Origin of the sequence: Serratia sp. FGI94, from assembly GCF_000330865.1 — a bacterium.
Lineage (GTDB): Bacteria > Pseudomonadota > Gammaproteobacteria > Enterobacterales > Enterobacteriaceae > Serratia_B > Serratia_B rubidaea.
On sequence record NC_020064.1, the window covers coordinates 125,287 to 152,042 of the forward strand.

Annotated in this window: 17 protein-coding genes; 14 read left to right on the forward strand and 3 right to left on the reverse strand. The window is 61.1% G+C overall.

All coding sequences use genetic code 11. From position 1 onward, the window contains the following. Positions 1–12 precede the first annotated feature (12 nt). From bcsB to D781_RS00580, 7 genes are all read left to right on the forward strand, one after another. The gene (bcsB, locus tag D781_RS00550; protein WP_015344109.1) at positions 13–2,301 is read left to right on the forward strand and encodes a cellulose biosynthesis cyclic di-GMP-binding regulatory protein BcsB; all 2,289 of its coding nucleotides are present in this window, start codon (positions 13–15) and stop codon (positions 2,299–2,301) included. Next, complete coding sequence (gene bcsZ, locus D781_RS00555; protein ID WP_041411686.1) at positions 2,297–3,415, forward strand: cellulose synthase complex periplasmic endoglucanase BcsZ; 1,119 nt, start codon at positions 2,297–2,299, stop codon at positions 3,413–3,415. Before bcsB ends, bcsZ begins: the two co-directional genes overlap by 5 nt. After that, the gene (gene bcsC / locus D781_RS00560; protein WP_015344111.1) at positions 3,397–6,867 is read left to right on the forward strand and encodes a cellulose synthase complex outer membrane protein BcsC; all 3,471 of its coding nucleotides are present in this window, start codon (positions 3,397–3,399) and stop codon (positions 6,865–6,867) included. Before bcsZ ends, bcsC begins: the two co-directional genes overlap by 19 nt. A gap of 289 nt (positions 6,868–7,156) precedes the next feature. Beyond that, entirely contained in the window at positions 7,157–9,166 is a 2,010-nt protein-coding gene (gene hmsP, locus D781_RS00565) for a biofilm formation regulator HmsP (protein ID WP_015344112.1), read from the forward strand. 156 nt (positions 9,167–9,322) lie between these two features. Continuing rightward, positions 9,323–10,702, forward strand: coding sequence for a DASS family sodium-coupled anion symporter (locus D781_RS00570; RefSeq protein ID WP_015344113.1), 1,380 nt, complete (start codon positions 9,323–9,325; stop codon positions 10,700–10,702). Positions 10,703–11,004: 302 nt separating this feature from the next. Then, positions 11,005–12,297: a dicarboxylate/amino acid:cation symporter gene (locus tag D781_RS00575; protein ID WP_015344114.1), complete on the forward strand. Its 1,293-nt coding sequence runs from the start codon at positions 11,005–11,007 to the stop codon at positions 12,295–12,297. A gap of 256 nt (positions 12,298–12,553) precedes the next feature. Beyond that, on the forward strand, positions 12,554–14,041 hold the full coding sequence (locus tag D781_RS00580) for a pitrilysin family protein (protein WP_015344115.1): 1,488 nt from the start codon (positions 12,554–12,556) through the stop codon (positions 14,039–14,041). A 36-nt stretch (positions 14,042–14,077) separates the two neighbouring features. Here the strand turns inward: D781_RS00580 and ppiC are convergent, their stop codons facing one another. Next, positions 14,078–14,359 carry a peptidylprolyl isomerase PpiC gene (gene ppiC / locus D781_RS00585; RefSeq protein ID WP_015344116.1) on the reverse strand — a complete coding sequence of 94 codons (282 nt, stop codon included), beginning with the start codon at positions 14,357–14,359 and terminating at the stop codon, positions 14,078–14,080. 146 nt (positions 14,360–14,505) lie between these two features. On the opposite strand from ppiC, the gene rep reads away from it, so the two are divergent. Continuing rightward, positions 14,506–16,530 carry a DNA helicase Rep gene (rep, locus tag D781_RS00590; protein WP_015344117.1) on the forward strand — a complete coding sequence of 675 codons (2,025 nt, stop codon included), beginning with the start codon at positions 14,506–14,508 and terminating at the stop codon, positions 16,528–16,530. Between the two features lie 44 nt (positions 16,531–16,574). Here rep and ppx read toward each other — a convergent pair whose 3' ends face one another. Together ppx and rhlB are read right to left on the reverse strand one after the other, a co-directional pair. After that, positions 16,575–18,074, reverse strand: a complete 1,500-nt coding sequence (ppx, locus tag D781_RS00595) for an exopolyphosphatase (RefSeq protein ID WP_015344118.1) — start codon at positions 18,072–18,074, stop codon at positions 16,575–16,577. Positions 18,075–18,197: 123 nt separating this feature from the next. Next, positions 18,198–19,487 (reverse strand): ATP-dependent RNA helicase RhlB, encoded by a 1,290-nt coding sequence (gene rhlB, locus D781_RS00600; protein ID WP_015344119.1) that lies wholly within the window; start codon positions 19,485–19,487, stop codon positions 18,198–18,200. Positions 19,488–19,618: 131 nt separating this feature from the next. Here rhlB and trxA point away from each other — a divergent pair, with 131 nt between their 5' ends. The 6 genes from trxA to wecC all read left to right on the forward strand — a co-directional run bounded on the left by trxA (position 19,619) and on the right by wecC (position 26,678). Further along, on the forward strand, positions 19,619–19,945 hold the full coding sequence (trxA, locus tag D781_RS00605; protein ID WP_015344120.1) for a thioredoxin TrxA: 327 nt from the start codon (positions 19,619–19,621) through the stop codon (positions 19,943–19,945). A 539-nt stretch (positions 19,946–20,484) separates the two neighbouring features. Further along, positions 20,485–21,744, forward strand: a complete 1,260-nt coding sequence (gene rho, locus D781_RS00610; protein WP_015344121.1) for a transcription termination factor Rho — start codon at positions 20,485–20,487, stop codon at positions 21,742–21,744. A gap of 303 nt (positions 21,745–22,047) precedes the next feature. Further along, positions 22,048–23,130 (forward strand): UDP-N-acetylglucosamine--undecaprenyl-phosphate N-acetylglucosaminephosphotransferase, encoded by a 1,083-nt coding sequence (wecA, locus tag D781_RS00615; protein WP_015344122.1) that lies wholly within the window; start codon positions 22,048–22,050, stop codon positions 23,128–23,130. A gap of 21 nt (positions 23,131–23,151) precedes the next feature. Then, complete coding sequence (gene wzzE, locus D781_RS00620; protein ID WP_041411687.1) at positions 23,152–24,204, forward strand: ECA polysaccharide chain length modulation protein; 1,053 nt, start codon at positions 23,152–23,154, stop codon at positions 24,202–24,204. A gap of 84 nt (positions 24,205–24,288) precedes the next feature. Beyond that, positions 24,289–25,419 carry a UDP-N-acetylglucosamine 2-epimerase (non-hydrolyzing) gene (gene wecB, locus D781_RS00625; protein WP_015344124.1) on the forward strand — a complete coding sequence of 377 codons (1,131 nt, stop codon included), beginning with the start codon at positions 24,289–24,291 and terminating at the stop codon, positions 25,417–25,419. Beyond that, positions 25,416–26,678, forward strand: coding sequence for a UDP-N-acetyl-D-mannosamine dehydrogenase (gene wecC / locus D781_RS00630; RefSeq protein ID WP_015344125.1), 1,263 nt, complete (start codon positions 25,416–25,418; stop codon positions 26,676–26,678). The genes wecB and wecC overlap by 4 nt, the downstream gene beginning before the upstream one ends. The last annotated feature ends 78 nt before the right edge of the window (positions 26,679–26,756 follow it).

Here is a 26,756-nt window from a genome sequence, read left to right on the forward strand (position 1 = left end):
GATGATGATACGATGACGAGAAAAATTACCTGGTTAACCGCGCTGGCCTTAGGCATCAGTACGTTGTCGCAGGCCGCACCCGCCACCGCCCCGGACGTGACGCCGCCGGCGGCGAATGCCGATGCGCCGCTCAGCCCGGCCGTGCCACAGGACCCGAACGCGCCGGTGCGCGACGTGCAGCTGCCGTTCGCGCAGATTGCGCCGCCGCCGGGCGCCTTTACCCTGCGCGGCACCCACCCGGACGGGCAGATTGAGTTCGGCGTGCGCAGCGACGAGGTGGTGTCGCAGGCGCTGCTGGATCTGGAATTTACGCCGTCGCCGGCGCTGATCCCGGTGGAGTCGCACGTCAAAGTGTATCTTAACGACGAACTGATGGGCGTCACCACTCTGGGCAAAGAGCAGATGGGCAAGCCCAATCGCGTCCAGATGGCCATCGATCCGCGCTATATCAGCGATTTTAACCGCGTGAAGCTGGTATTTGTCGGCCACTATCAGAACATCTGTGAAAACCCGGCCAGCACCGCGCTGTGGCTTGACGTCGGCAAGGGCAGTTCGCTGAAGCTGCGCTACCAGACGCTGCCGCTGAAAAACGATCTGTCGCACTTCCCGGAACCGTTCTTCGACAGCCGCGACAACCGTCCGCTGACGCTGCCGATGGTGTTCGCCGGCCAGCCGGATATCACCCAGCAGCGCGCCGCCGGCATCCTCGCCTCCTGGTTCGGCAGCAAGGCGCAGTGGCGCGGACAGTCCTTCCCGACGCTGTTTAATCAGCTGCCTGAACGCCATGCGGTGGTGTTCGCCACCAATAGCCAGCGGCCGGACTTCCTGCGCGACTACCCGGACGTGAAAGGCCCGACGGTGGAGATGATCAGCCACCCGGATAACCCCTACGTCAAGCTGCTGCTGATCCAGGGGCGCGACGACAACGATCTGGTGACGGCGGTGAAGGGCATCGCCCAGGGCAATATCCTGTTCCGCGGCCAGAACGTGCTGGTGGAGAAGGTGGAGCAGCTGCAGCCGCGCCAGCCGTACGACGCGCCGAACTGGGTGCGCACCGACCGGCCGATGACCTTTACCGAGCTGCAGCAGTATGCCGAACAGCTGCAGACCAGCGGCATTCAGCCCGGCCCGATTTCGCTGACCATGAACCTGCCGCCGGACCTGTATCTGATCCGCAGCACCGGCATCGATATGCACCTGAAATATCGCTACACCCCGCCGCGCATTCAGGACGGCTCGCGGCTGAACGTCAGCCTGAACAACCAGTTTATGCAGGCGTACTCGCTGCTGCCGGAGCGCGAGCAGGGCGCGCAGCTGCTGCGCCTGCCGCTGACGCAGGGGCTGATCGATTCGGATAAGAACATCAATATCCCGGCGCTGCGGCTGGGAGCGATCAACCAGCTGCGTTTCGATTTCGATTACACCACGCTGCTGGCCAGCGGCGCGGAAGGGCGCTGCGAGACGTACTCCTTTACGCAAAACCACGCGGTGATCGACGGCAGTTCGACCATCGACTTCTCCGGCTACCGCCACTTTATGGCGATGCCGGACCTGCGCGCCTTCGCCAACGCCGCATTCCCGTTCAGCCGCCTGGCGGACCTGTCGCAGACGCTGGTGCTGGTTAACAAACAGCAGCAGCCGGCGCAGGTCAGCGCGCTGCTGAACGCGCTGGGCAATATCGGCGCGCAGACCGGCTATCCGGCGCTGGCGGTTAAACTGAGCGACGACTGGTCGCAGGCCAAACAGGCGGATAGCGATCTGCTGCTGATCGGCGCCATCCCGCCGGAGCTGCGCGACGATAAGAAAGTCAGCCTGCTGGTGGATGCGACGCAGAGCTGGGTGAAACAGCCGCGTCGCCAGCCGGCGCTGCCGGTGACGGAGGTGCAGGCGGAGGATACGCAGGCCGACAGCAAAACCAGCATACGTTCGGAAGGGGCGATGTCGGCGATTATCGGCGTGCAGTCGCCGTTCGACAAACAGCGCAGCATGGTGGCGCTGCTGGCCGACAGCCCGCGCGGCTATGAGCTGCTGAACAATGCGCTGCTGGACAGCGGCAAGCGCGCCGCGGTGTTCGGCTCGGTGGCGGTGATCCGCGAATCCGGCGTCAACAGCCTGCGGGTGGGCGATATCTATTACGTCGGCCATCTGCCGTGGTGGGAGCGCGTCTGGCATGCGCTGTCGACCCATCCGGTGCTGCTGGCGGTGCTGGCGGTCGTGGTGGTGGTGATCCTGGCGCTGATGCTGTGGCGCGCCCTGAAGGCCTACAGCCGCCGCCGACTGTCGCCGGAAGATCGGGATTAACGCCGTGGGCGTACTGTTGAAATACTCCCTGAGCCTGCTGCTGCTGTGCGCGTTCGGCGCGGCGGCCGGCTGCGACTGGCCGGCCTGGCAGCGCTATAAGCAGGACTATATCAGCGCGGGCGGCCGGGTGATCGACCCGAGCACGCCCAACCGCATCACCACCTCGGAAGGGCAGAGCTACGGCCTGTTCTTCGCGCTGGTGGCCGGCGATCGTCCGGCCTTTGACCGCCTGCTGAGCTGGACCGAAGACAATCTGGCGCAGGGCGATCTCAGCGCCCGGCTGCCGGCCTGGCTGTGGGGGGAGAATGAGAACAAGCAGTGGACGGTGCTGGATGACAATTCGGCGTCCGATTCCGATCTGTGGATCGCCTACAGCCTGCTGGAAGCCGGCCGCCTGTGGGACAGCCGCCGCTACCAGACGCTGGGCACCCTGCTGCTTGCGCGCATTGCGCGCGAAGAAGTGGCGGATATCCCCGGGCTGGGGCCGATGCTGCTGCCCGGCAAGGTCGGCTTTGTGAAGGACGACGGCTGGCGGCTCAACCCGAGCTACCTGCCGCCGCAGCTGCTGGCGCGCTTTGCCGCGCTGCGCGGGCCGTGGCAGGCGATGCAGCAGTCGAATCAGCGGCTGTGGCTGGAGACCGCGCCGCACGGCTTCTCGCCGGACTGGGTGGTATGGCGCAAGACGCAGGGCTGGCGGGCCGACGCGGCCAAGCCGAACGTCGGCAGCTATGACGCCATCCGCGTCTATCTGTGGGCGGGCATGCTGGCGGATGACGATACGCTCAAAGCCGCGCTGGTGCGGCGTTTCCAGCCGATGGCGCAGCTGACCGCGCAGCAGGGCGTGCCGCCGGAAAAAACCGATACCGCCAGCGGTAAAACCAGCGGCAACGGCCCGGTGGGTTTTTCCGCCGCCCTGCTGCCGCTGCTGGCGCACCAGCCTGAGGCGCTGGCGGCGCAGCGACAGAAAATTATCGACCACCCGCCGGGCAACGACGCCTACTTCAGCGCGTCGCTGACGCTGTTCGGCCAGGGCTGGGATGAACAACGTTACCGTTTTAACCGTCAGGGTGAACTGCAACCTTCCTGGGATCGCCAATGCGCAACTTCAGAATAAATTGGCTGGGGCTGTTTCCCCTGAGTCTGGCCCTGCTGCCGCCGGCGCTGGGGGCGGACGCCGTACCGCCCGAACAGTGGCTGCTGGAGCAGGTGCGGGTTGGTGAAGCCAGCCATAAAGATGAGCTGGTGCGCCAGTCGCTGCACCGGCTGGAGCTGATGGACCCGAATAACCCCGAGGTGATTGCCGCGCGCATGCGTCTGGCGCTGCGTCAGGGCAATCAGGTGCTGGCGCAGCAGCAGCTGGAAAAATTAAAGGGCGTCGCGCCGCAGTCGAGCGCCTACCGACAGGCGCAGATGAATATGCTGCTGACCCAGCCGGAAACGCGGCAGCAGCTGCAGCAGGCGCGGCTGATGGCGACCGCGGGACGGCTGCCGGAGGCGAAGGCGGCCTACGACGCGCTGTTCAAGGGCGAGCCGCCGACGCTCGATCTGGCGATCGAATACTGGCGGCTGGTGGCCCGGCTGCCGGGACAGGAGCCGGCGGCGACGAGCAAGCTGCAGGCGCTGGATAAGCAGTATCCCGGCAGCGTGCCGCTGCGTATGGCGCTGGCGCGCATGCTGTTCAGCCAGGACAAGGACGCGCAGGCCTATGCGCAGCTGCAGCGGGTGGCGGCGGACAGCGCCGGCCGTGGCGAAGCCGCCGACCTGTGGCTGGATAAGGTGAAGGCGATGCCGGTCAGCAGTGACAGCGTGGCGGCGCTGAACCGTTTTCTCGGCGTGTTCACCAGCGGCGAGCAGGCCGACAGCGCTCGTCAGGAGCTGGCGCGGCAGCAGACGCTGCTGGCGGATCCGGCCTATCAGGCGCGGGCGCGCGGACTGGCGCAGGTGGGTAAGGGCGGCGGCCGCGCCGCGATCCCGGAACTGAAAAAGGCGCTGGCCGCCGCGCCGGACGACCCGGAAGTGCTGGGAGCGCTGGGGCTGGCCTATGCGCGCGCCGGCAACCGCGCACAGGCCATCGCGCTGTTTCGTCAGGCGCAGCAGGCCGACAAGAGCGGCTATGACGGCGGCAAATGGCAGAGTCTGATTAAAACCAACAGCTACTGGCTGGCGATTGCCGAAGGCGACCGGGCGCTGAAGGCGGGCAATCTGACGCGGGCGCAGCAGCAGTATCAGCGGGCGCGGCAGATCGACGCCGACGACAGCGATGCGCTGATCGGCCTCGCCGACGTGGCGGTGGCGCGCAACGACGATGCGGCGGCGGAGCGCTATTACCAGCAGGCGCTGCGCCTCGACCGCCGCAGCGGCAGCGCGGTGCGCGGGCTGGCGAATATCTACCAGCGCCAGTCGCCGCAGAAGGCGCTGGCCTATCTCAACGGCCTGCCGCGCGCGCAGCAGCAGCAAATGCGCGGCATGCTCGATCGCCTGCGGCTCGATATGCTGAAACAGGAGGCCGAGGCGCTGGCGCAGCGGCAGCAGTGGCATCAGGCGGCGGAGAAATACCGTCAGGCGCAGCAGCAGGATCCGGACGACGTCTGGCTGACCTACCGCTATGCGCAGGCGCTGCGTCAGGCCGGGCAGCCGCAGCAGGCCGACGCCCTGTTCCGCACGCTGGCGCAGCGTCAGCCCGATAACCCGCAGCAGGCGTACGCCTACGGCCTGTACCTCTCCGCCAGCGATCGCGACCGGCAGGCGCTGGCGCAGCTGGATACGCTGCCCAGGGCGCGCTGGAACGACGATATCCGCCAGCTGGCGCAGCGGCTGCGGCTGCAGGCGACGCTGGACCATGCCGAACAGCTGCGCAGCGGCGGCGATGAGGTGGCGGCGGTCGCCTACCTGAAGCGGCAGCCGGCGGCGACGCGGATCGATCTGACGCTGGCGGACTGGGCGCTGGCGAACGGCGACTACCAGAGCGCGCTGGCGGACTACCGGCGCGTGCGGGCGCGCGAACCCCATAACCCGGACGCGCGGCTGGGCGAGATTGAAGCCTATGTGGCGCAGGGCGATTTGCCGGCGGCGCGTCAGCGGCTGCAAGACGCCGCGCCGGAGCAGGATGCTTCGCTCAACAGCCGGCGGCGCGAGGCCAACGCCTGGCGCGCGGTGGGCGAACGGCAGAAGGCGGGCGAGATTTTCAGCCGGCTGAAGACGGCGGCGGCGCAGGAAGAAAACGGCCAGAGCAAGGCGCTGATCTACCGCGACGCGGCCCGGCTGGAGCGTGAACAGCGGCAGCCGGGGCTGGCGCGGCAGGATTATCAGCAGGCGATGGTCGCCAGCGGCATCGCGCCTGCGGTGCCGCAGAGTAATGACGATTACACCCTGCTGACGCGCAATACGCCGGGCGATGACTGGCTCAGGCGCGGCATCCGCGCCGACGCGGCGGATCTGTACCGTCAGCAGGACGTGAACCTGACGCTGGACCACGACTACTGGGGCTCCAGCGGCACCGGTGGCGTGTCCGACTATCAGGCGCATGACACCATGCTGCAGGCGGACCTGCCGCTGTATGACGGGCGCGCCTTCCTGCGCACCGATACCGTCCAGCTGAGCGCCGGGCGCTTCTCCACCCGCGACGGCAAATCCTACGAAACCTTCGGCACCTGCCACGACGTGGGCTGCAGCGGCGATGAGCGGCAGAAAACCCGCGGCACCAGCGTGGCGGCGGGCTGGCAGAACGACCGCTGGCAGGCGGATATCGGCACCACGCCGATGGGCTTTGAGGTGGTCGACTGGGTCGGCGGCCTGGCCTACAGCGGCGACTGGCGGCATATCGGCTGGACGCTCGGCGCCTCGCGGCGGCCGATCTCCAGCTCGCTGCTGGCCTTCGGCGGCACCCGCGATCCGCATACCGGCAAAACCTGGGGCGGCGTACGCGCCACCGGCGTCAGCCTGAGCGCCAGCTACGACCGGGGCGAGGCGCACGGCGTCTGGGCCGATCTCAGCGCCCATCAGCTGACCGGCAAAAACGTGGCGGATAACCAGCGCGAACGCCTGATGGCCGGCTATTACTACAAGCTGATCAACGAGGATAACCGGCGGGCGACGATCGGCCTCAATACCATGCTGTGGCACTACCAGAAGGATCTGAGCGGTTATTCGCTGGGGCAGGGCGGTTATTACAGCCCGCAGCGCTACATGTCGCTGGCGCTGCCGGTCAACTACCGTCAGCGCACCGAAAACTGGTCGTTTGAGGTGGGCGGCTCGGTATCGCTGTCCCACTCGAAAACCGACAGCCAGCGGCGCTACCCGCTGCAGGGGCTGATCCCGGATTCGCTGCCGGACAAGCAGGCCATCGAAAGCGGCAGCTCCTCCACCGGCGTAGGCTATACGCTGCGCGCCATCGTCGAGCGCCGCCTGACGTCGCACTGGACGCTCGGCGCCGGCGTGGATATTCAGCAGGCGAAGGACTATACGCCAAGCCATGCGCTGCTTTATCTGCGCTATTCGCTGGGTGGCTGGCAGGGCGATCTGGATCTGCCGCCGCAGCCGTTAACGCCGTACGCCGACTTCAAGTAGCGCGGCCGGTCGCGCGGCGTTATCGCTGGCTAAACGCCGCGCCGGCCCTTTCTCTACCTCCGTCCGGAGCCGGAAAGAATCAGAAAGATTCAGAGTGTCGCCCACAGGGGAGTTTTGCTACCCTGTGTGCAGGTTAGGAAAAGACTGAAACCCGCGTATTTCTAAGTTCTTCCATAACAATGGCAAGATAAAAACACGCAGCGATCGCGTATACTCGAACCGGTTCAAAAGGGCGTGGCGTGACCCTCGCCCCTGATTATTCTTTCAGTCCGATTAACGGAGAGCAGATTTGCGCGTCAGGCGTTCATTAACGATTAAGCAGATGGCAACGGTGTCCGGCGTGGCGCTGGTGACGATCTGTATTTTTATCGTGATTCAGTTATTCCATTTTGTGCATCAGCGCAGGGATGACTACGCCCAGCAACTGGAGAATATCGCCCATTCGGTGCGTCAGCCTTTGGCGGACGCGGTGCTGCGCATGGATATGCAGGAAAGCAAGCGCGTGCTGAACTCGTTGCTGCCGGTCGGCATCCTGACGCAGGCGGATATCGTCCTGCCGAATGAGCTGCAGGCGCTGCACGCCAACTTCCCGCCGGAACGTCCGGTGCCGGCGGCGATCGCGCGGCTGTTCGACCTGCCGGTGCGCATCTCGGTGCCGCTCTATTCGCTGGAGCGGGTGCCGGCCAACCCGCAGCCGCTGGCCTATCTGGTGCTGCAGGCCGACTCCTACCGCATGTACAAATTTATCCTCAGCGCGCTGTCGACCATGCTGTCGACCTATCTGTTGCTGGCGCTGATTCTATCGATTGCCATCACCTGGTGCATGAACCGGCTGATGGTCTACCCGCTGCGCGCAATGGCGAAAGAGCTGGAAAATATCTCCGAAGAAGATGCGCCGTATCACCAGCTGATGCTGCCGACGCTGCATCAGGATGACGAACTGGGCCTGCTGGTGCGCAACTACAACCGCAATCAGCAGCGGCTGGCGCGGGCGTATGCGGATATGAGCCGCCTCAGCACGCGCAACTCGGTCACCGGGCTGCCGAATCAGGTGCTGCTGACCGCCCTGCTGGAGCAGCATATCGCCTCGGGCCTGCGTCCCCAGCGCTTTAACCTGCTGGTGATCGGTATTGAAACGCTGCATGAGGCGACCGGCATCCTGTCGCTGCGGCAGCGGGAAAGCCTGCTGCTGGCGCTGACGGAAAAGCTGCGTCAGTGCCTGGATAAGGATTCGCTGCTGGCGCAGCTGAGCAATGCCGAGTTCGCCATTCTGGCGAAGGGTGTTGAACGGCCGTTTCACGCCATGCAACTGGCGCAGCGCATCATGCGGCAGATCAACGCGCCGCTGGAGGTTGAGTCGCTGCCGCTGCGGCCGAGCGCCAGCATCGGCATCGCCCATTATCTCCAGCCGGGTGAAAACGCCGAGCAGCTGCTGCGCAGCGCCATGTCGGCGATGATGTCGGCCCACCGCGACGGCAAGAACCGCATCCTGTTCTTTGAGCCGCGGCTGACGGAGCGCACGCAAAAACGCCTGACGCAGGAAAGCGAAATTCTGCACGGCATCGAACATAACCAGTTTGCCCTGTTCCTGCAGCCGCAGATGGCGATGCGCAGCAACGCGCCGATCGGCGCGGAGGCCCTGCTGCGCTGGCAGCAGTATGACGGCAGCTTCAGCCTGCCGGCGGATGTCATTCCGCTGGCGGAGGAGTTGGGGGTGATGGTGCCGCTGGGCAACTGGGTGCTGGAAGAGGCCTGCCGCATCGTGGCCGACTGGCGGGCGCGGGGCATCAGCCTGCCGCTGGCGGTGAATATCTCGCCGCTGCAGATGCGCGACGCCGGGTTTATTCCCCACCTGAAACAGCTGCTGGCGCAGCATCAGATCGACCCGCGTCAGCTGCAGCTGGAAATCACCGAGACGGTGCGTATTGACGACTTTGACCACCTGCTGGCGAAGCTGCGCGAGCTGCATGAGCTGGGGCTGTCCATCGCGCTGGATGATTTCGGCATGGGGTATTCCAACCTGCACTACCTCAACCGCTTGAAGAGTCTGCCGGTCGATCAGATCAAGATCGACAAAAGCTTTATCAGCAGCCTGCCGGCGGATGACGCGATGGCGCGCATCATCGGCCAGATTTCGCAGGTGCTGCAGCTGCCGGTGCTGGCGGAAGGGGTGGAGACCGCGGCGCAGCGCGACTGGCTGCTGCAGCACGGCATTGAGCACGGCCAGGGCTTCCTGTTCTCAGCACCGCTGCCGCGCGACGAATTTGAGCGCCGCTTTATCGCAGATGACGGCAAATAGGCCGCTATTGCGCCCGTTAGCGGTTATCGGTGTGTTACTGCTCGCATAAATAGAAACTTTTTCTCAACAAGGCCATAAACTACCCTTATGCTGGCGCCTTGGTTGGCACATCTTGTTACAACCTGCCACATTTGATGACCAAGGGATGCGAAATTCATGGCTGATACTCCTCTGACTCCGTCTACCTCTTCGCCGGCGACGCGCCGCGGGCTGCTGATTCTCGCCGCCGACTGCGTGCTGTTTGCGGTTTTGCTCTACACGCTACCTTTCTCCCCGAAGGAAAATACCGGCCTGGCGCTGCTGGCGTTTATCGGCATTCTCTGGCTGACCGAGGCGATTCACGTCACCGTGACGGCGCTGCTGGTGCCAGTGATGGCGGTGGCGCTCGGCATGATGAACGTCGATAAAGCGCTGGCGTCGTTCGCCAACCCGACTATCTTCCTGTTCTTCGGCGGTTTTGCGCTGGCGACGGCGCTGCATATCCAGAAGCTGGACCGGCTGATCGCCAACCGACTGCTGCTGTTGGCCGGCGGCAAAATGCTGCTGGCGGCGCTGATGCTGTTCGGCGCGACGGCGGTGCTGTCGATGTGGATCAGCAATACCGCAACGGCGGCGATGATGCTGCCGCTGGCGATGGGGATTTTGAGCAACCTCGATCGCGAACGCGACCACAATACCTACGTCTTCCTGCTGCTGGGCATCGCCTACAGCGCCAGCATCGGTGGCCTGGGCACCATGGTCGGTAGCCCGCCGAACGCCATTGCCGCAGCGCAGCTGGGGCTGGACTTCATCGGCTGGATGAAGTTCGGCGTGCCGGTGATGATCGTGCTGATGCCGCTGATGGTCGGCACGCTGTACCTGATGATGCGGCCGAACCTGAAGCACCGTTTCAACATTGAGCTGGAAAACTTCCCGTGGACGCGGCCGCGCTGGATCACGCTGGGCATTTTCCTGCTGACGGTGTTCTGCTGGATCCTCAGCAGCCAGATCAGCGCGCTGCTCGGCGGCGTGAAGCAGTTCGATACGCTGGTGGCGGTAGGCGCGGCGGTGCTGATCGGCATCAGCGGCGTGGCCAGCTGGGCGCAGATTCAGCAGAACACTGAATGGGGCGTGCTGATGCTGTTCGGCGGTGGCCTGACGCTGAGCGTGATCCTGAAAGACTCCGGCGCCAGCGCGGTGATGGCCGAGGGCATGGCGTCGCTGTTCGGCGCCAGCCACTGGTTTGTGATTATTCTGGCGGTGGCGGCGTTTATTATTTTCCTCACCGAGTTTACCAGCAATACCGCCAGCGCCGCGCTGCTGGTGCCGGTGTTCGCCACGGTGGCGGAGGCCCTGGGCATGCCGCCGGCGCTGCTGACCATTGTGATCGGCATCGGCGCCTCCTGCGCCTTTATGCTGCCGGTGGCGACGCCGCCGAACGCCATTGTTTACGGCACCGGCGAGATTCGTCAGAGCGAGATGGTGAAGGTCGGTTTTTGGCTGAACATTCTCTGCGTGTTGGTGGTGTCGCTGTTCGCCTGGTTTATCTGGCGCTGATCCTGCTGCCGGCGGCGTTGTTGCCGCCGGCAGGCCGCCTATCTCTGCGTGCCGGCCCGCGTGGCCGGACGCCCATCCCCAATATAATCTTCTGTAAAAAGCACGCGTAAAGCAGGTTTTACGCTGTTTTTTCGTTGCATTTTTGCTGTACCGTTTCAGCTCTTAAATTCATATCAACAATAGGCGAGATCTGAGCAAATTGTTTCCATTCTGTTAGTCGGGTGTTATTTTCGCGCAGGCGTTGTGCAGGCATGAAAAGTACCGATAACCGCCTGTCCGCGTCCCCTTCAAAGGATGTTCATATGAAAAAAAATATCTTTAAGAGCCTTTATTTCCAGGTGCTGATGGCAATTACGCTGGGCGTGCTGCTCGGCCATTTCTACCCTGACCTCGGCGCCCAGATGAAACCTCTGGGCGATGGATTTGTTAAGTTAATCAAAATGATTATCGCGCCGGTGATCTTCTGTACCGTAGTGACCGGCATCGCGGGCATGGAGAGCATGAAGGCCGTCGGCCGCACCGGCGCCATTGCGCTGCTGTACTTTGAGATCGTCAGCACCATCGCGCTGATTATCGGCCTGGTGGTGGTGAACGTGGTGCAGCCGGGGGCAGGCATGAACGTCGACCCGGCCTCGCTGGATGCCAAAGCCGTGGCGGTCTATGCCGAACAGGCTTCGCAGCAGGGGATTATTCCGTTCCTGCTGGATATTATTCCCGGCAGCGTGATCGGCGCCTTCGCCAGCGGCAATATCCTGCAGGTGCTGCTGTTTGCGGTGCTGTTCGGCTTTGCGCTGCACCGCCTGGGCGAAAAGGGGCAGCTGATCTTTAATGTGATCGAAAGCTTCTCCAACGTGATTTTCGGCATCATCAATATGATTATGCGTTTGGCGCCGCTGGGCGCGTTCGGCGCGATGGCCTTCACCATCGGCAAATACGGCGTGGGCACGCTGGTGCAGCTGGGGCAGCTGATTTTGTGCTTCTACCTCACCTGTATTCTGTTCGTGGTGGTGGTGCTGGGGACGATTGCCCGCGCCAACGGCTTCAGCATCTTTAAGTTTGTTAACTACATCAAAGAGGAACTGCTGATTGTGCTGGGCACTTCGTCGTCCGAATCTGCGCTGCCGCGCATGCTGGACAAGATGGAGCGCCTGGGCTGCAAGAAATCGGTGGTGGGGCTGGTGATCCCGACCGGCTACTCCTTCAACCTGGATGGCACCTCGATTTATCTGACCATGGCGGCGGTGTTTATCGCCCAGGCCACTAACGCCCATATGGATATCATGCACCAGATTACGCTGCTGGTGGTGCTGCTGCTCTCCTCGAAAGGGGCGGCCGGGGTGACCGGCAGCGGCTTTATTGTACTGGCGGCCACTTTGTCCGCCGTGGGGCACCTGCCGGTGGCCGGACTGGCGCTGATTCTGGGCATCGACCGCTTTATGTCGGAAGCGCGTGCGCTGACCAATCTGGTGGGCAACGGCGTGGCGACGGTGGTGGTGGCCAAATGGTGCAACCAGTTGGACAGCCAGCAACTGAAAGATACGCTGAATAACAAACGGCCCGCCGGCGCGGCGGACGAGAGCCAGCGCTCGGCGTAACGGGCGCTTTGCCGTAAAACCATCGGCTGCGGCAGCAGCCGATGGCGTTTTTCCACCTTTCCCTGCCGGTAACACCTCGCCAACGACTATTTTTCGCCGCATTGGGTAACATCGAGCAAGGCGCGCGGTCGAACACAATGGTACACTTTCTTCTACTTTCCGCCCCACTGTGAAACTCAGGGCGTGCTTTTATGATTCCAGTGAATGGAATACGTGTATCAAAGATAAATTGGATAGCCATTAAGTAGGGGTTCACATGCAGGGCACCAGAATTCATCTTCTTGTGGGGGGGTTGTTGTTGGCGGCCGCCAGCGGCGGCGTGCAGGCTGAGGCGCTGCAACCCGATCCCGCCTGGCAGCAGGGAAAACTGGACAACGGGTTTTCCTGGCAGGTGCTGGATACGCCGCAGCGGCCGAGCGACCGCATCGAACTGCGGCTGCTGGTGAATACCGGCTCGCTGGTCGAATCTGCCCAGCAGATCGGCTTTGCCCACCTGCTGCCGCGCCTGGCGATGGCGCGGACCGAAAGTTCGCCGCAACTGCGTTCGCTGTGGCAGCAGAGCGTGGATGACGAGCGGCCGTTGCCGCCGGCGATCAGTTCGTATGATTTCACCCTCTATAACCTGAGCTTACCGAATAACCGCCCGGATCTGCTGAAAGAGGCGCTGAGCTGGCTGGCGGAAACCGGCGGCAAGCTGCCGATCGACGAGCAGACGGTGCACCAGGTGGTCAATGCCAACGCCGATCCGATCGGCCTGTTCCCGGCCAATACGCAGGACGCCTGGTGGCGTTACCGGCTGAAAGGCTCCACCCTGCTGGCACACGACCCCGGCCAGGCGGTGAAGCGTCCGGTCAACCTGGAACAGCTGAAGGATTTCTACCGGCAGTGGTACACCCCGGACATGATGACCCTGTACGTGGTCGGTCGGGTAGACAGCCGCAACCTGAGCGAGCAAATTAACAAAACCTTCTCGCCGCTGAGCGGCAAGCGGGAAACGCCGGCCACCATGCCGACCCTGGCGCCGCTGGCGCCGCAGCCGGTCAGCCTGATGAATGAGGCGATTCAGCAGGATATGCTGTCCATTATGTGGGACACGCCGTGGCAGCCGATTCGCGACTCGCAGCAGCTGAGCCGCTACTGGCGCAGCGATCTGGCGCGTGAAGCGCTGTTCTGGCATCTGCAGCGCGCGCTGGAAAAGAGCCCGCAGAAGGATGCGCAGCTGGGCTTTGACTGCCGGGTGCAGTATCAGCGTTCGCAGTGCGCCATTCATCTCAACACCGGCAACGCCAACCTGAAGTCCGCGCTGGAGTTTGTGGCGACGGAGATGGCCGCGGTGCGCGATAACGGGCTGAGCCAGCAGGAGTTTGATGATTTACTGGCGCAGAAGCACGATCAGCTGAGCAAGCTGTTCGCCACCTACGCCCGTACCGACACCGACGTGCTGATGAGCCAACGTCTGCGTTCGCAGCAGAGCGGCGTGGTGGATATCTCGCCGGAGATGTACCAGAAGCTGCGTCAGGCGTTCCTGGCGTCGCTGACGCCGGAGTCGTTGCATCAGGCGCTGAAACTGCAGCTGTCGCAGGACGCCACGCTGGTGCTGCAGCAGCCGAAAGGCGAAGCGGAAACCAACATGAAGCAGCTGCAGGACGTCTATGACGGCATTATGAGTCCGGCGCCGGCGGTGGTGAGCGACGCGCCGAAGCCGGAAAGCGATGCGGCGACGCCAGACGGCAGCGCGCAGTAATACACGGGCGGCGCCCTCGCTGCGGGGCGCCGCCGGTCAGTTGCGGTACAGCACCTTAATAATGTGGTAGCCGAACTGGGTCTTCACCGGCCCGTACGGCTTGAGCAGCGGAATGCTGAACACCGCTTTATCAAACGCCGGCACCATCGTGCCCTTGTTGAATTCGCCCAGTGAGCCGCCGTTGCGTTTCGACGGGCAGGTCGAATATTTGCGCGCCAGCGTGTCGAAGCTGACGCCGCGCTTGAGTTTTGCCAGCAGCTCATTGGCCAGCTTCTCGTTATCAACCAAAATATGCAGTGCGCATGCGCTCTTCGCCATGGTATTACCCTGTGTGCTTACTGTGGAGGGCGCATTATACCCGTTTTGTCCGGACAGGGCGGCATTGACGCGACGGCTATCAATCTTGCCGGCGCTTTCTGCTACACTGCCTGTCCCACGTTAAGATTGTCGAGCCAGAAAGCCCCATGCGATTAAACCCCAGCCAACAACAAGCCGTTGAATTCGTTACCGGTCCCTGCCTGGTTCTGGCCGGCGCCGGCTCGGGCAAGACGCGCGTCATCACCAATAAAATCGCCCACCTGATCCACCATTGCGGCTATCAGGCGCGGCATATCGCCGCGGTGACCTTTACCAACAAGGCGGCGCGCGAGATGAAAGAGCGCGTCTCGCAGACGCTGGGGCGGAAAGAGGCGCGCGGCCTGATGATTTCGACCTTCCACACGCTGGGGCTGGAGATCATCAAGCGCGAATATAAAGCGCTGGAGATGAAGTCCAACTTCTCGCTGTTTGACGACCAGGACCAGCTGGCGCTGCTGAAAGAGCTGACGGAAAAATGGCTGGAAAATGATAAGACGCTGGTGGCGCAGCTGATCTCCACCATTTCCAACTGGAAGAACGATCTGGTCGACCCGCAGCGTGCGGCCGAGCTGGCGCGCTCCGAGCGCGACAAGCTGTTTGCCCACTGTTACGGCCTGTACCATGCGCATATGCGCGCCTGCAACGTGCTGGATTTCGACGATTTGATCCTGCTGCCGACGCTGCTGCTGCAGCGTAACGAAGAGGTGCGCGAGCGCTGGCAAAACCGCCTGCGCTATCTGCTGGTGGATGAATATCAGGACACCAACACCAGCCAGTATGAGCTGGTGAAGCTGCTGGTGGGCAACCGCGCCCGCTTTACCGTGGTGGGCGACGATGACCAGTCGATCTACTCCTGGCGCGGCGCGCGGCCGCAGAACCTGGTGCTGCTGAAAGAGGACTTCCCGGCGCTGCAGGTGATCAAGCTGGAGCAGAACTACCGCTCCAGCGAGCGCATTCTGAAGGCGGCCAATATCTTGATCGCCAATAACCCGCACGTGTTTGAAAAACGGCTGTTTTCCGAGCTGGGTTACGGTGAAGAGCTGAAAGTGGTGACCGCCAATAATGAAGACCACGAGGCCGAACGGGTAGTCGGTGAGCTGATCGCCCACCACTTTGTGAAAAAGACCAACTACGGCGATTACGCCATTTTATACCGCGGCAACCACCAGTCGCGGGTGTTCGAAAAAATGCTGATGCAGAACCGCATCCCGTACAAGATTTCCGGCGGTACGTCGTTCTTCTCCCGGCCGGAAATCAAGGATCTGCTGGCCTATCTGCGGGTGTTGACCAATCCGGACGACGACAGCGCGTTTCTGCGCATCGTCAATACGCCGAAGCGGGAAATCGGCCCGGCGACGCTGCAGAAGCTGGGCGAGTGGGCCAACCTGCGCAATAAGAGCCTGTTTGCCGCCAGTTTCGACGTGGGGCTGAGCCAGCACCTGACCGGCCGCGGCCTGGAGTCGCTGCAGCGCTTTACCCACTGGATGGACGGTATCGCCCAGCAGGTCGAGCGCGAGCCGGTGGCGGCGGTACGCGATCTGATCCGCGGCGTCGACTACGAGAGCTGGCTGTTTGAAACCTCCGCCAGCCCGAAGGCGGCGGAAATGCGCATGAAAAACGTCAATACGCTGTTCGGCTGGATGACGGAAATGCTGGAAGGCAGCGATCTGGAAGAGCCGATGACGCTGACGCAGGTGGTGACCCGCTTTACGCTGCGCGACATGATGGAGCGCGGCGAAAGCGAGGAAGAGCTGGACCAGGTGCAGCTGATGACGCTGCACGCCTCCAAGGGGCTGGAGTTCCCCTATGTGTTCCTGGTGGGGATGGAGGAGGGCTTGCTGCCGCATCAGAGCAGTATTGATGAAGATAATGTCGAGGAAGAGCGACGTTTGGCCTATGTGGGGATAACCCGCGCCCAAAAAGAGCTGATTTTCACCCTGTGCCGCGAACGCAGGCAGTACGGCGAGTTGGTGCGACCGGAGCCGAGCCGCTTCCTGCTGGAGCTGCCGCAGGACGATTTGGCGTGGGAAACGGAGCGGAAGGTGATTAGCCCGCAGGAGCGGATGCAGAAGGGGCAGAGCAACGTCGCCAATATCCGCGCCATGCTGGCGAAGGCCAAGGGCGGCGGCTGAGTCGCGGGGAAAAAACGGGTTCGGCCGGGCGAACCCGCGTTGGGTTATGCCTGCTCTTCCAGCATCAGCGGCCAGTGGACGTAGCTTTGCCAGTGGCTCTCCTGCTCCAGCTCTTCGCCGCGCAGCGGATGCTGTTCCAGCCAGCCGTGCGGCACAATCACGCGCAGCGCATCGTCGTTCTGGTGGGCGCGCAGCCTGACTGCCGGCAGCGTGTCGTCGCGGCGGCGGCTGGCGAAGATGATCGCCAGGCGCAGCAGACGGCATAAATGCTGGGCGATGCGCGGCGGCACGGCGTTTTGCTGGCTGAGCAGTGTCAGATCGAGCGTGTTGCTCTGGTTTTGCAGCAGGGCGGCCAGCAGCTTTTTCTGCGCCGGGGTAAAACCGGGTAGCGCCAGATGTCGAATCAGATAGGCGGCGTGCTGCGGCGCCTGTTTGAAGTCGACGCTCAGGCCGATTTCATGAATCAGGCAGGCGGCGTGCAGCAGTTCGCGGCTGCGGCTATCCAGCTGCCACTCATTGGCTACCTGTTGTGAAAAGTTGGCGGCCAGCTGCGCGACGCGGGAGGCCTGTTCGGTATCCAGCAGATAGCGGCGCTGCAAATTGCGCAGCGTGCGGTGGCGGATGTCCTGCTCCACCGGCAGGTGCAGCATGCCGTACACCAGCCCTTCGCGCAGCGCGCCGCCGGCCAGCGTCATACTCTCGATGCCCAGCTCCTGGAAGATCGCCAGCAGAATCGACAGCCCGCTGGGGAACACCAGCGCGCGCTCCAGCGTCAGTCCTTCAATTTCCAGCTCTTCCAGCTTGCCGCACTGGATGGCGCGCTGTTTGAGCTGGCGCAGCTTCGGCAGGGTAATGCGTTCATCCATGCCCTGCGCCACCATGATTTCCTGCAGCGCCTGCACGGTGCCGGAGGCGCCGACGCAGATCTGCCAGCCGTGCTCGCGCAGGGCGGGCGCAATCGGCCGCACCATTTCGCGCGCCGCCAGTTCGGCGCGGTCAAAGTTGTCGCGGCCGAGGTTGCGGTCGCTGAAAAAGCGCTCCAGCCAGGTGACGCAGCCCATCGACAGGCTGTACAACTGTGCGGCCTGGGCGCCGGTGCCGGTCACCAGCTCGGTGCTGCCGCCGCCGATATCGACCACCAGACGCCGGTCGGGGCCGCCGGTGGTGTGCGCCACGCCGTGATAAATCAGGCGCGCCTCTTCTTCGCCGCTGATCACCTGTACCGGGCAGCCCAAAATCTGCTGCGCGGTATGCAGGAATTCATCGGCGTTCTGCGCCAGGCGCAGCGTGGCGGTCGCCACCACGCGGATCTGTTCGCGCGGGATATCCTGCAGGCGTTCGGAAAACAGCCGCAGGCATTGCCAGCCGCGCTGCATGGCGTCGTGCGACAGGTTATTGTCCTGATCCAGCCCGGCCGCCAGCCGGACTTTACGCTTGATGCGCGCCAGCGTCTGAATACTGCCGGCAACTTCGCGCACCACCAACATATGGAAACTGTTGGACCCCAGATCGATGGCGGCATACAGCGTGCTGGAACTGAGCATCATTTATCTCCCTGAAATTTCACATCGCATCATGGCGGTCAACCGGCCGTCGCCGTGCGGCGTCGGCGTGTCGGGAAGGTAACCTTGGCTGTCGGGATGCAATGTGAAATTCATGGGATTATCTCAGCCTGAACGTTTACGGTTGTTGCGCGGCGCGCCGCCGCTGCGGCGTTGCGATGAATTACGGCGCGAGTTATTGCCGCCGCGCGGGCGCGACAGGCGTTTCGGCGCCGGCAAACCGTCCAGCAGCGCATCGCTGTTGTACTTGCTGACCGGGATGCTGTGGCCGGTATAGGCTTCGATCGCCGGCAGGTTAAGCGCGTACTCTTCACAGGCCAGGCTGATGGAGTGCCCGCTGGCGCCGGCGCGGCCGGTACGGCCGATGCGGTGGACGTAGTCCTCGCAGTCGTCAGGCAGATCGTAGTTGAAGACGTGGGTCACCGCAGGAATGTGCAGACCGCGCGCCGCCACGTCGGTGGCCACCAGAATGTCCAGGTTGCCTTTGGTGAAGTCTTCCAGAATGCGCAGGCGCTTTTTCTGGGCGACGTCGCCGGTCAGCAGGCCGACGCGGTGGCCGTCGGCGGCCAGGTGGCCCCAGATGTCCTCGCAGCGGTGCTTGGTGTTGGCGAAGACGATGGCGCGGTCCGGCCACTCTTCTTCGATCAGCGTCTGCAGCAGGCGCATCTTCTCTTCGTTAGACGGGTAGAACAGCTCTTCTTTGATGCGGTGGCCGGTTTTCTGTTCCGGTTCGACTTCCACATACTCGGCATTGTTCATCTGTTCGAACGCCAGCTCGCGTACGCGGTAGGAGAGGGTAGCGGAGAACAGCATGTTGAGGCGTTGATCGGCCGTCGGCATGCGGCGGAACAGCCAGCGGATATCTTTGATAAAGCCCAGATCGTACATGCGATCGGCTTCATCCAGCACCACCACCTGAATGGCGCTCAGGTCGATATAGTTTTGTTTTGCGTAGTCGATCAGACGGCCGGTAGTACCGATCAGAATGTCTACGCCCTTTTCCAGCACTTTCAGCTGTTTGTCATAACCGTCGCCGCCGTAGGCCAGGCCCAGCTTCAGCCCGGTGGACTGCGACAGCATTTCCGCATCGGCGTGGATCTGCACCGCCAGCTCGCGCGTAGGCGCCATGATCAAGGCGCGCGGTTGGTTGGTCTGGCGATCCTGTTTCGCCGGATGGGAGAGTAAATAGTGAAAAGTAGACGTCAGAAATGCCAACGTCTTTCCGGTACCGGTTTGCGCCTGACCTGCAACGTCACGCCCGGAGAGCGTGAGCGGTAATGCCAGCGCCTGGATAGGCGTGCAGTTGTGAAACCCTTTTTTCTCAAGGGCTTCAAGGACTAACGGGTGCAGGGCGAAGTCGGAAAACTTCTGTTCAGTCAAGTGTGTTTTGCTCATAGTGTGGTAGAATATCAGCTAACTATTGCTTTACGAAAGCACATCCGTTGAAATAAACGCGGTGAAATAAAATCACCTTGAGTTGGTTAATGCTACACCAACAAGGTAGACATAATCCTGTGGAGTAGAACATGAGCGATAAAATTATTCACCTGACTGACGACAGCTTCGCTGCAGAGGTGCTGAATGCCGAAGGGCCAATCCTGGTCGACTTCTGGGCTGAGTGGTGTGGTCCGTGCAAGATGATTGCTCCGATTCTTAATGAAATTGCCGAAGAGTTCGACGGCAAACTGACTATCAGCAAACTGAACATCGACGAGAACCCGGCTACCGCGCCTAAGTACGGTATCCGCGGCATCCCAACGCTGTTGCTGTTCAAGGACGGTAATGTGGCGGCGACCAAAGTGGGCGCACTGTCCAAAGGTCAGCTGAAAGATTTCCTGACCGCCAATCTGTAACCGGGCGGGATGCCCCGGGTCTGGCGTCCGGTTGCGGCTCTTCGCATCGGCGCCGGCCCAATTTTTCCGGTGTGCGGCGGCGATGGCTGCGGCTCGCCAGGCAGGCTCTGTGCGGCAATGTGGGTAAACATGGCCCGTCTGCGACTAAAGATGCAGTTTGCTTGCGGCGCCTATAGACGGCCGCCGAGAAGCGTGTTAAGTTTAATCACACTGCATATAGAACTTGTCCGAAGTTTTAAGTCTAAAGAGTTTGAATCTAAAGCGTTACTCTGTGTCATAGCACCGGCGCCGTCTTCATACCTGGACTCAGCCCACGCGTTGACAATCAATGGTTTTGCAAAAATCAGTTTTAAGGCACCTTCGATCCTAAACCGCCAGCGCGCGCGTCCAATGTAAGCCATCTCTTACCACGACGGCTAAGCGGCCCGGTGATTGAACGTCCAGTAAACAGGCACGAAAATCCCGATGCGGGAACATCACGCTGCCATACTATTCACGTTACAGTTCGAGACATACCCCGATTTTAAGAACCCACCACTATGAATCTTACCGAATTAAAGAACACGCCGGTTTCTGACCTGATCACACTCGGCGAAAATATGGGGCTGGAAAACCTGGCCCGTATGCGTAAGCAGGACATTATCTTTTCCATTCTCAAGCAGCATGCGAAAAGCGGAGAAGATATTTTCGGTGACGGCGTGCTGGAGATATTGCAGGATGGATTTGGTTTCCTCCGCTCCGGAGACAGTTCCTACCTCGCAGGCCCCGACGACATCTACGTATCCCCTAGCCAAATCCGCCGCTTTAACCTCCGCACAGGTGACACCATTTCCGGTAAGATTCGTCCGCCAAAAGAAGGCGAACGTTACTTTGCCCTGCTGAAGGTTAACGAAGTCAACTACGACAAACCGGAAAACGCCCGCAGCAAAATCCTGTTCGAAAACCTGACGCCGCTGCATGCCAATTCGCGTCTGCGTATGGAGCGCGGCAACGGCTCCACCGAAGATTTGACCGCACGCGTACTGGATCTGGCATCGCCGATCGGTCGCGGCCAGCGCGGCCTGATCGTCGCACCGCCGAAAGCCGGTAAGACCATGCTGCTGCAGAACATTGCCCAGAGCATCGCCTACAACCACCCGGACTGCGTACTGATGGTGCTGCTGATCGACGAACGTCCGGAAGAAGTGACCGAGATGCAGCGTCTGGTGAAGGGTGAAGTGATCGCCTCTACCTTCGACGAACCGGCTTCCCGCCACGTGCAGGTTGCGGAAATGGTGATTGAAAAGGCCAAACGTCTGGTTGAGCACAAGAAGGACGTGATTATCCTGCTTGACTCCATTACCCGTCTGGCGCGCGCCTACAACACCGTGGTGCCGGCCTCTGGCAAGGTGCTGACCGGTGGTGTGGACGCCAACGCCCTGCACCGTCCGAAGCGCTTCTTCGGCGCGGCGCGTAACGTGGAAGAGGGCGGCAGCCTGACCATTATCGCCACCGCGCTGGTAGACACCGGTTCGAAGATGGATGAAGTGATTTACGAAGAGTTCAAGGGCACCGGTAACATGGAGCTGCACCTGTCACGTAAAATTGCGGAAAAACGCGTCTTCCCGGCGATCGATTACAACCGATCCGGTACCCGTAAGGAAGAGCTGCTCACCAGCTCTGAAGAACTGCAGAAAATGTGGATCCTGCGTAAGATTATCCACCCGATGGGGGAGATCGATGCGATGGAGTTCCTCATTAATAAATTGGCGATGACAAAAACCAATGATGAGTTCTTCGATATGATGAAGCGCTCATAATTACGCAAAAAATTTAACTAACGCCACGCCAAGTCGTGGCGTTTTTTGCTTTTGGCAGATAGGATACGCGGCAGAAATAGAAATTTAATTTACTTTTTCGGCTGCGGCGTGTTTGATCGGATTTGTACACTTGTCCATGAGGACGCTTAAGATCCAAAGTGGGGAATGGCAAATCGTGTAATGAAACTCAATCGCGTTTGTCATAGGAAATGACTGAAAGGAAGCGATGACATCTGGCGCTAGGTGTATCCAGTGTTAAGCTGCCCTATCTTCTCAGAGATCTGTTAACAGTGAACTACTCACATGAGTACTGAAATTCTATTTGTTTTTTTATTCTCCTTGGCGTTTTTATTTGTTGCCCGCAAGGTGGCAAAGCGGGTTGGTTTGGTTGATAAGCCTAATTACCGTAAGCGACATCAAGGGTTAATTCCGTTGGTCGGAGGGATTTCGGTTTATGCCGGGTTGTGTTTTGCCTTCCTGATCTCTGACCAAACGATTGCACACAGTCAGTTATATCTCGCCTGCGCCGGCCTGCTGGTATTTGTCGGCGCCCTGGATGACCGTTTTGACATTAGCGTAAAAATCCGCGCCTTTGTTCAGGCGCTGGTTGGCGTGGTGATGATGGTGTTTGCCGGCCTGTATCTGCATAGCTTTGGCTATATCCTGGGCGGATGGGAAATGCAGCTGGGGCCGTTCGGTTATCTGTTGACGCTGTTTGCGGTATGGGCGGCGATTAACGCCTTCAATATGGTGGACGGCATCGACGGCCTGCTGGGCGGCTTGTCCTGCGTGTCGTTCGGCGCGTTGGGCGTGCTACTGTACTTCAGTGGGCATGCTGAGCTGGCGTTCTGGTGTTTTGCCATGATTGCCGCCATCGTTCCCTACATCTTACTGAACCTGGGCATTCTTGGCCGCCGTTATAAAGTGTTTATGGGCGATGCCGGCAGTACGCTGATCGGCTTTACCGCCATCTGGTTGCTGCTGCAAGGTTCACAAGGTCAGGCGCCGGCGATTCGCCCAGTAACCGCGCTGTGGATTATCGCGATTCCGCTGATGGATATGATCGCCATTATGTATCGCCGCCTGCGCAAGGGGATGAGTCCGTTCTCACCGGATCGGCAGCATATTCACCACCTGATTATGCGCGCCGGTTTTACGCCGCGCCAGGCGTTTGTGCTGATTACCCTGGCTGCCGCGCTGCTGGCGGCGATTGGCGTGCTGGGCGAATGGTTAACATTTATTCCGGAATGGTTCATGTTGGCATTGTTCTTGCTTGCATTTCTGTTCTACGGTTATTGCATCAAGCGGGCCTGGCGCGTTGCGCGCTACATCAAGCGTATCAAACGCCGCATGCGCCGTTCGATGGATAATAAGCAAGTACCTTAAATCAGAGGCTTTTGGGCAGTGATGATTCCAGATACAACGTCAGACAAGAACCACCCGGCGGTTGATAATGAACTCGATATTCGTGGACTGTGTCGTACTTTGTGGCGCGGCAAGGTTTGGATTATCGGTATCGCCGTCTTGTTTGCGGCGGTCGCGCTGGCGGTCTCCTACCTGGTCAAGCAGGAGTGGAGCGCAACGGCGATTACCGATCGGCCGACGGTCAATGCGCTGGGCGGCTATTATTCCCAGCAGCAGTTCCTGCGTAACCTGGACGTTCGCACCACGCCGGCGGTGCCTGCCGACCAGCCGAGTATTGCCGACGAAGCCTATCAAGAGTTCATCATGCAGTTGGCGGCTTACGATACCCGGCGCGACTTCTGGCTGCAGAGCGATTACTACAAGCAGCGGCAGGAAGGGGATGCGCGCGCTGACGCCGCATTGCTGGATGAATTGATCGCCAATATTCAGTTTACCCCGCGCGATGACAAAAAAGCGCCGAACGACGGCGTTAAACTGACGGCTGAAACGGCGCCGGACGCCAATCGTTTACTCCGTGAATATGTGCTGTTTGCCAGCCATCGCGCGGCGTTGCATCTGAACGAAGAGATTCAGGGCGCCTGGGCGGCGCGCACCACCTCAATGAAAGCGCAGGTTAAACGCCAGGAGGCGGTGGCGGATGCGATTTATAAGCGTCAGCTGAATTCGGTGCAGCAGGCGCTGAAAATCGCCGAGCAACAGGGGATCGCCCGTACGCAGACCGATACGCCGGCCGAACAGCTGCCGGATTCCGACCTGTTCCTACTGGGTAAACCGATGCTGCAGGCGCGTCTGGAAGGTTTACAAGCTTCCGGGCCGAGCTATGATTTGGACTATGATCAGAACCGCGCCATGCTCGCGACGCTGAACGTCGGCCCGACGCTGGACAAGCAGTTTCAGACTTACCGCTATTTGCGTACGCCGGAAGAACCGGTAAAACGTGATAGTCCAAGAAGAGTATTTTGGCTGATCCTGTGGGGCGCTATCGGTGCGATGGCCGGCGCAGGGGTGGCCTTGGTTCGTCGTCCGCGCAATTGAAAATATTATAATAATTCGTTGATGGGCGCGTAAGCGCCCTCTTTGCAGGTTTGTCTGCGACTAACTGACCAAAAGAGACCCGCTGTGAAAGTGTTGACCGTGTTCGGCACCCGACCTGAAGCCATCAAGATGGCGCCGTTGGTACATGCCTTGGCTCAGGACGAAGCCTTTGAAGCAAGAGTCTGTGTGACCGCGCAGCATCGCGAGATGTTGGACCAGGTCTTGCGATTATTCGAAATTGTTCCCGATTACGATCTCAATATCATGCAGCCGGGGCAGGGGCTGACCGAAATCACCTGCCGTATTCTGGAAGGGATGAAGAGCGTCCTGGAGGAGTTTAAACCGGACGTGGTGCTGGTGCATGGTGATACCACCACCACGTTGGCCACCAGCCTGGCGGCGTTTTATCAGCGCATTCCGGTTGGCCATGTTGAAGCGGGTCTGCGTACCGGCGATCTCTATTCTCCCTGGCCGGAAGAGGCCAACCGCACGCTGACCGGCCACCTGGCGATGTTCCATTTTGCGCCGACGGAGAATTCACGCCAGAATCTGCTGCGTGAACAGGTGCCGGACAGCCAGATTTTTGTCACCGGCAACTCGGTGATTGACGCGCTATTCTGGGTGCGCGATCGCGTGATGAGCGATGCGCGGCAGCGTGATGAGCTGGCGCAGCGTTATCCTTTCCTGGATGACGACAAGAAACTGATCCTGGTTACCGGCCACCGCCGTGAGAGTTTCGGCGGTGGCTTTGAGCGTATCTGCAGCGCGCTGGCGGAAATCGCCCGCCAGCACCCCGATGTGCAGGTGGTGTATCCAGTGCACCTGAACCCGAACGTCAGCGAGCCGGTTAACCGCATTCTGAAGGGCATCGACAACATCATGCTGATTGACCCGCAGGATTATCTGCCGTTCGTTTATCTGATGGCCAAATCGACCATTATTCTGACGGACTCCGGCGGTATTCAAGAGGAGGCGCCGTCGCTGGGCAAACCGGTCCTGGTGATGCGTGAAACCACCGAGCGGCCGGAAGCGGTTGACGCCGGCACCGTACGGCTGGTGGGTACCGACGTGGCGACCATTGTCGCCGCGGTGAGCCGCCTGCTGACGGATGAAAACGAATATCATGCCATGAGCCGGGCGCATAACCCTTACGGCGATGGTCATGCCTGCCAGCGAATCCTCGAAGCGTTAAAGAATTATCAGGTGACATTATGAGTTTTGATACGATTTCAGTTATCGGCCTGGGTTATATTGGCCTGCCGACGGCGGCGGCGTTTGCCTCACGCAAGAAAAAAGTCATTGGCGTCGATGTGAATGCGCATGCGGTGGCAACCATTAATCGCGGTGAAATTCACATCGTTGAGCCGGATCTGGACAAAGTGGTGAAAGAAGCGGTCGACGGCGGCTATCTGCAGGCGGTGAGCAAACCCGTAGCGGCGGATGCCTTCCTGATTGCGGTGCCGACGCCGTTCAAGGGCGACCACGAGCCGGATCTGGCCTTTGTCGAATCCGCCGCCAAATCGCTGGCGCCGGTGCTGAAAAAGGGCGATCTGGTGATTCTGGAGTCAACGTCGCCGGTCGGCGCCACCGAGCAGATGGCCGCGTGGCTGGCGCAGGCGCGCAGCGATTTGAGCTTCCCGCAGGACGCCGGCGAAGCGGCGGATATCAACATCGCCTACTGTCCGGAGCGCGTGCTGCCGGGGCAGGTGATGGTTGAGCTGATTCAGAACGACCGCGTGATCGGCGGCATGACGCCAAAATGCTCCGAGCGCGCCAGCGCGCTATATAAAATTTTCCTGGAAGGCGAATGCGTGATCACCAACTCGCGCACGGCGGAAATGTGCAAGCTGACGGAAAACAGCTACCGCGACGTTAACATCGCCTTCGCAAACGAACTGTCGCTGATCTGCGCCGATCAGGGCATCAACGTCTGGGAGCTGATCCGCCTGGCCAACCGCCATCCGCGCGTCAATATTCTGCAGCCCGGCCCGGGCGTTGGCGGCCACTGTATCGCCGTTGACCCATGGTTTATCGTGGCGCAGAACCCGCAGCAGGCGCGTTTGATCCATACGGCGCGGCTGGTCAACGACGGCAAGCCGCTGTGGGTGGTCGACCGGGTGAAAGCGGCGGTGGCTGATTGCCTGGCGGCGACCGACAAGCGGGCCTCCGAGCTGAAGATCGCCTGTTTCGGCCTGGCCTTCAAGCCCAATATTGATGATCTGCGCGAAAGCCCGGCGGTTGAAGTCACGCAGCTGATTGCCGAGTGGCATCAGGGTGAAACGCTGGCGGTGGAGCCGAACGTAGAGCAACTGCCGAAAACGCTGGCCGGTAAGGTCACCTTGAAACACATCAGCGAGGCGCTGCAGCAGGCCGATGTGCTGGTGATGCTGGTGGATCACAATGAGTTCAAGGCCATCGCGCCGGAAGCCGTCAAGCAGAACTGGATTGTCGATACCAAAGGCGTCTGGCGTTAAAGCGCCGATCCCGCCCCGCCGGCCTGCTGGCCGCCGGGGCGGAGAGCTTGTTCTCCATACTCTGGCGCAGACGTCGGT

Excerpts from the sequence above, each read along its gene's own strand:
- bcsB (WP_015344109.1), top strand. The coding sequence starts at position 13 with ATGACGAGAAAAATTACCTGGTTAACCGCGCTGGCCTTAGGCATCAGT.
- rho (WP_015344121.1), top strand. The coding sequence starts at position 20,485 with ATGAATCTTACCGAATTAAAGAACACGCCGGTTTCTGACCTGATCACA.
- wecA (WP_015344122.1), top strand. The coding sequence starts at position 22,048 with ATGAGTACTGAAATTCTATTTGTTTTTTTATTCTCCTTGGCGTTTTTA.
- ppx (WP_015344118.1), bottom strand. The coding sequence starts at position 18,074 with ATGCTCAGTTCCAGCACGCTGTATGCCGCCATCGATCTGGGGTCCAAC.
- D781_RS00580 (WP_015344115.1), top strand. The coding sequence starts at position 12,554 with ATGCAGGGCACCAGAATTCATCTTCTTGTGGGGGGGTTGTTGTTGGCG.
- trxA (WP_015344120.1), top strand. The coding sequence starts at position 19,619 with ATGAGCGATAAAATTATTCACCTGACTGACGACAGCTTCGCTGCAGAG.
- ppiC (WP_015344116.1), bottom strand. The coding sequence starts at position 14,359 with ATGGCGAAGAGCGCATGCGCACTGCATATTTTGGTTGATAACGAGAAG.
- D781_RS00570 (WP_015344113.1), top strand. The coding sequence starts at position 9,323 with ATGGCTGATACTCCTCTGACTCCGTCTACCTCTTCGCCGGCGACGCGC.
- D781_RS00575 (WP_015344114.1), top strand. The coding sequence starts at position 11,005 with ATGAAAAAAAATATCTTTAAGAGCCTTTATTTCCAGGTGCTGATGGCA.
- rep (WP_015344117.1), top strand. The coding sequence starts at position 14,506 with ATGCGATTAAACCCCAGCCAACAACAAGCCGTTGAATTCGTTACCGGT.
- wzzE (WP_041411687.1), top strand. The coding sequence starts at position 23,152 with ATGATTCCAGATACAACGTCAGACAAGAACCACCCGGCGGTTGATAAT.
- rhlB (WP_015344119.1), bottom strand. The coding sequence starts at position 19,487 with ATGAGCAAAACACACTTGACTGAACAGAAGTTTTCCGACTTCGCCCTG.
- wecC (WP_015344125.1), top strand. The coding sequence starts at position 25,416 with ATGAGTTTTGATACGATTTCAGTTATCGGCCTGGGTTATATTGGCCTG.
- bcsC (WP_015344111.1), top strand. The coding sequence starts at position 3,397 with ATGCGCAACTTCAGAATAAATTGGCTGGGGCTGTTTCCCCTGAGTCTG.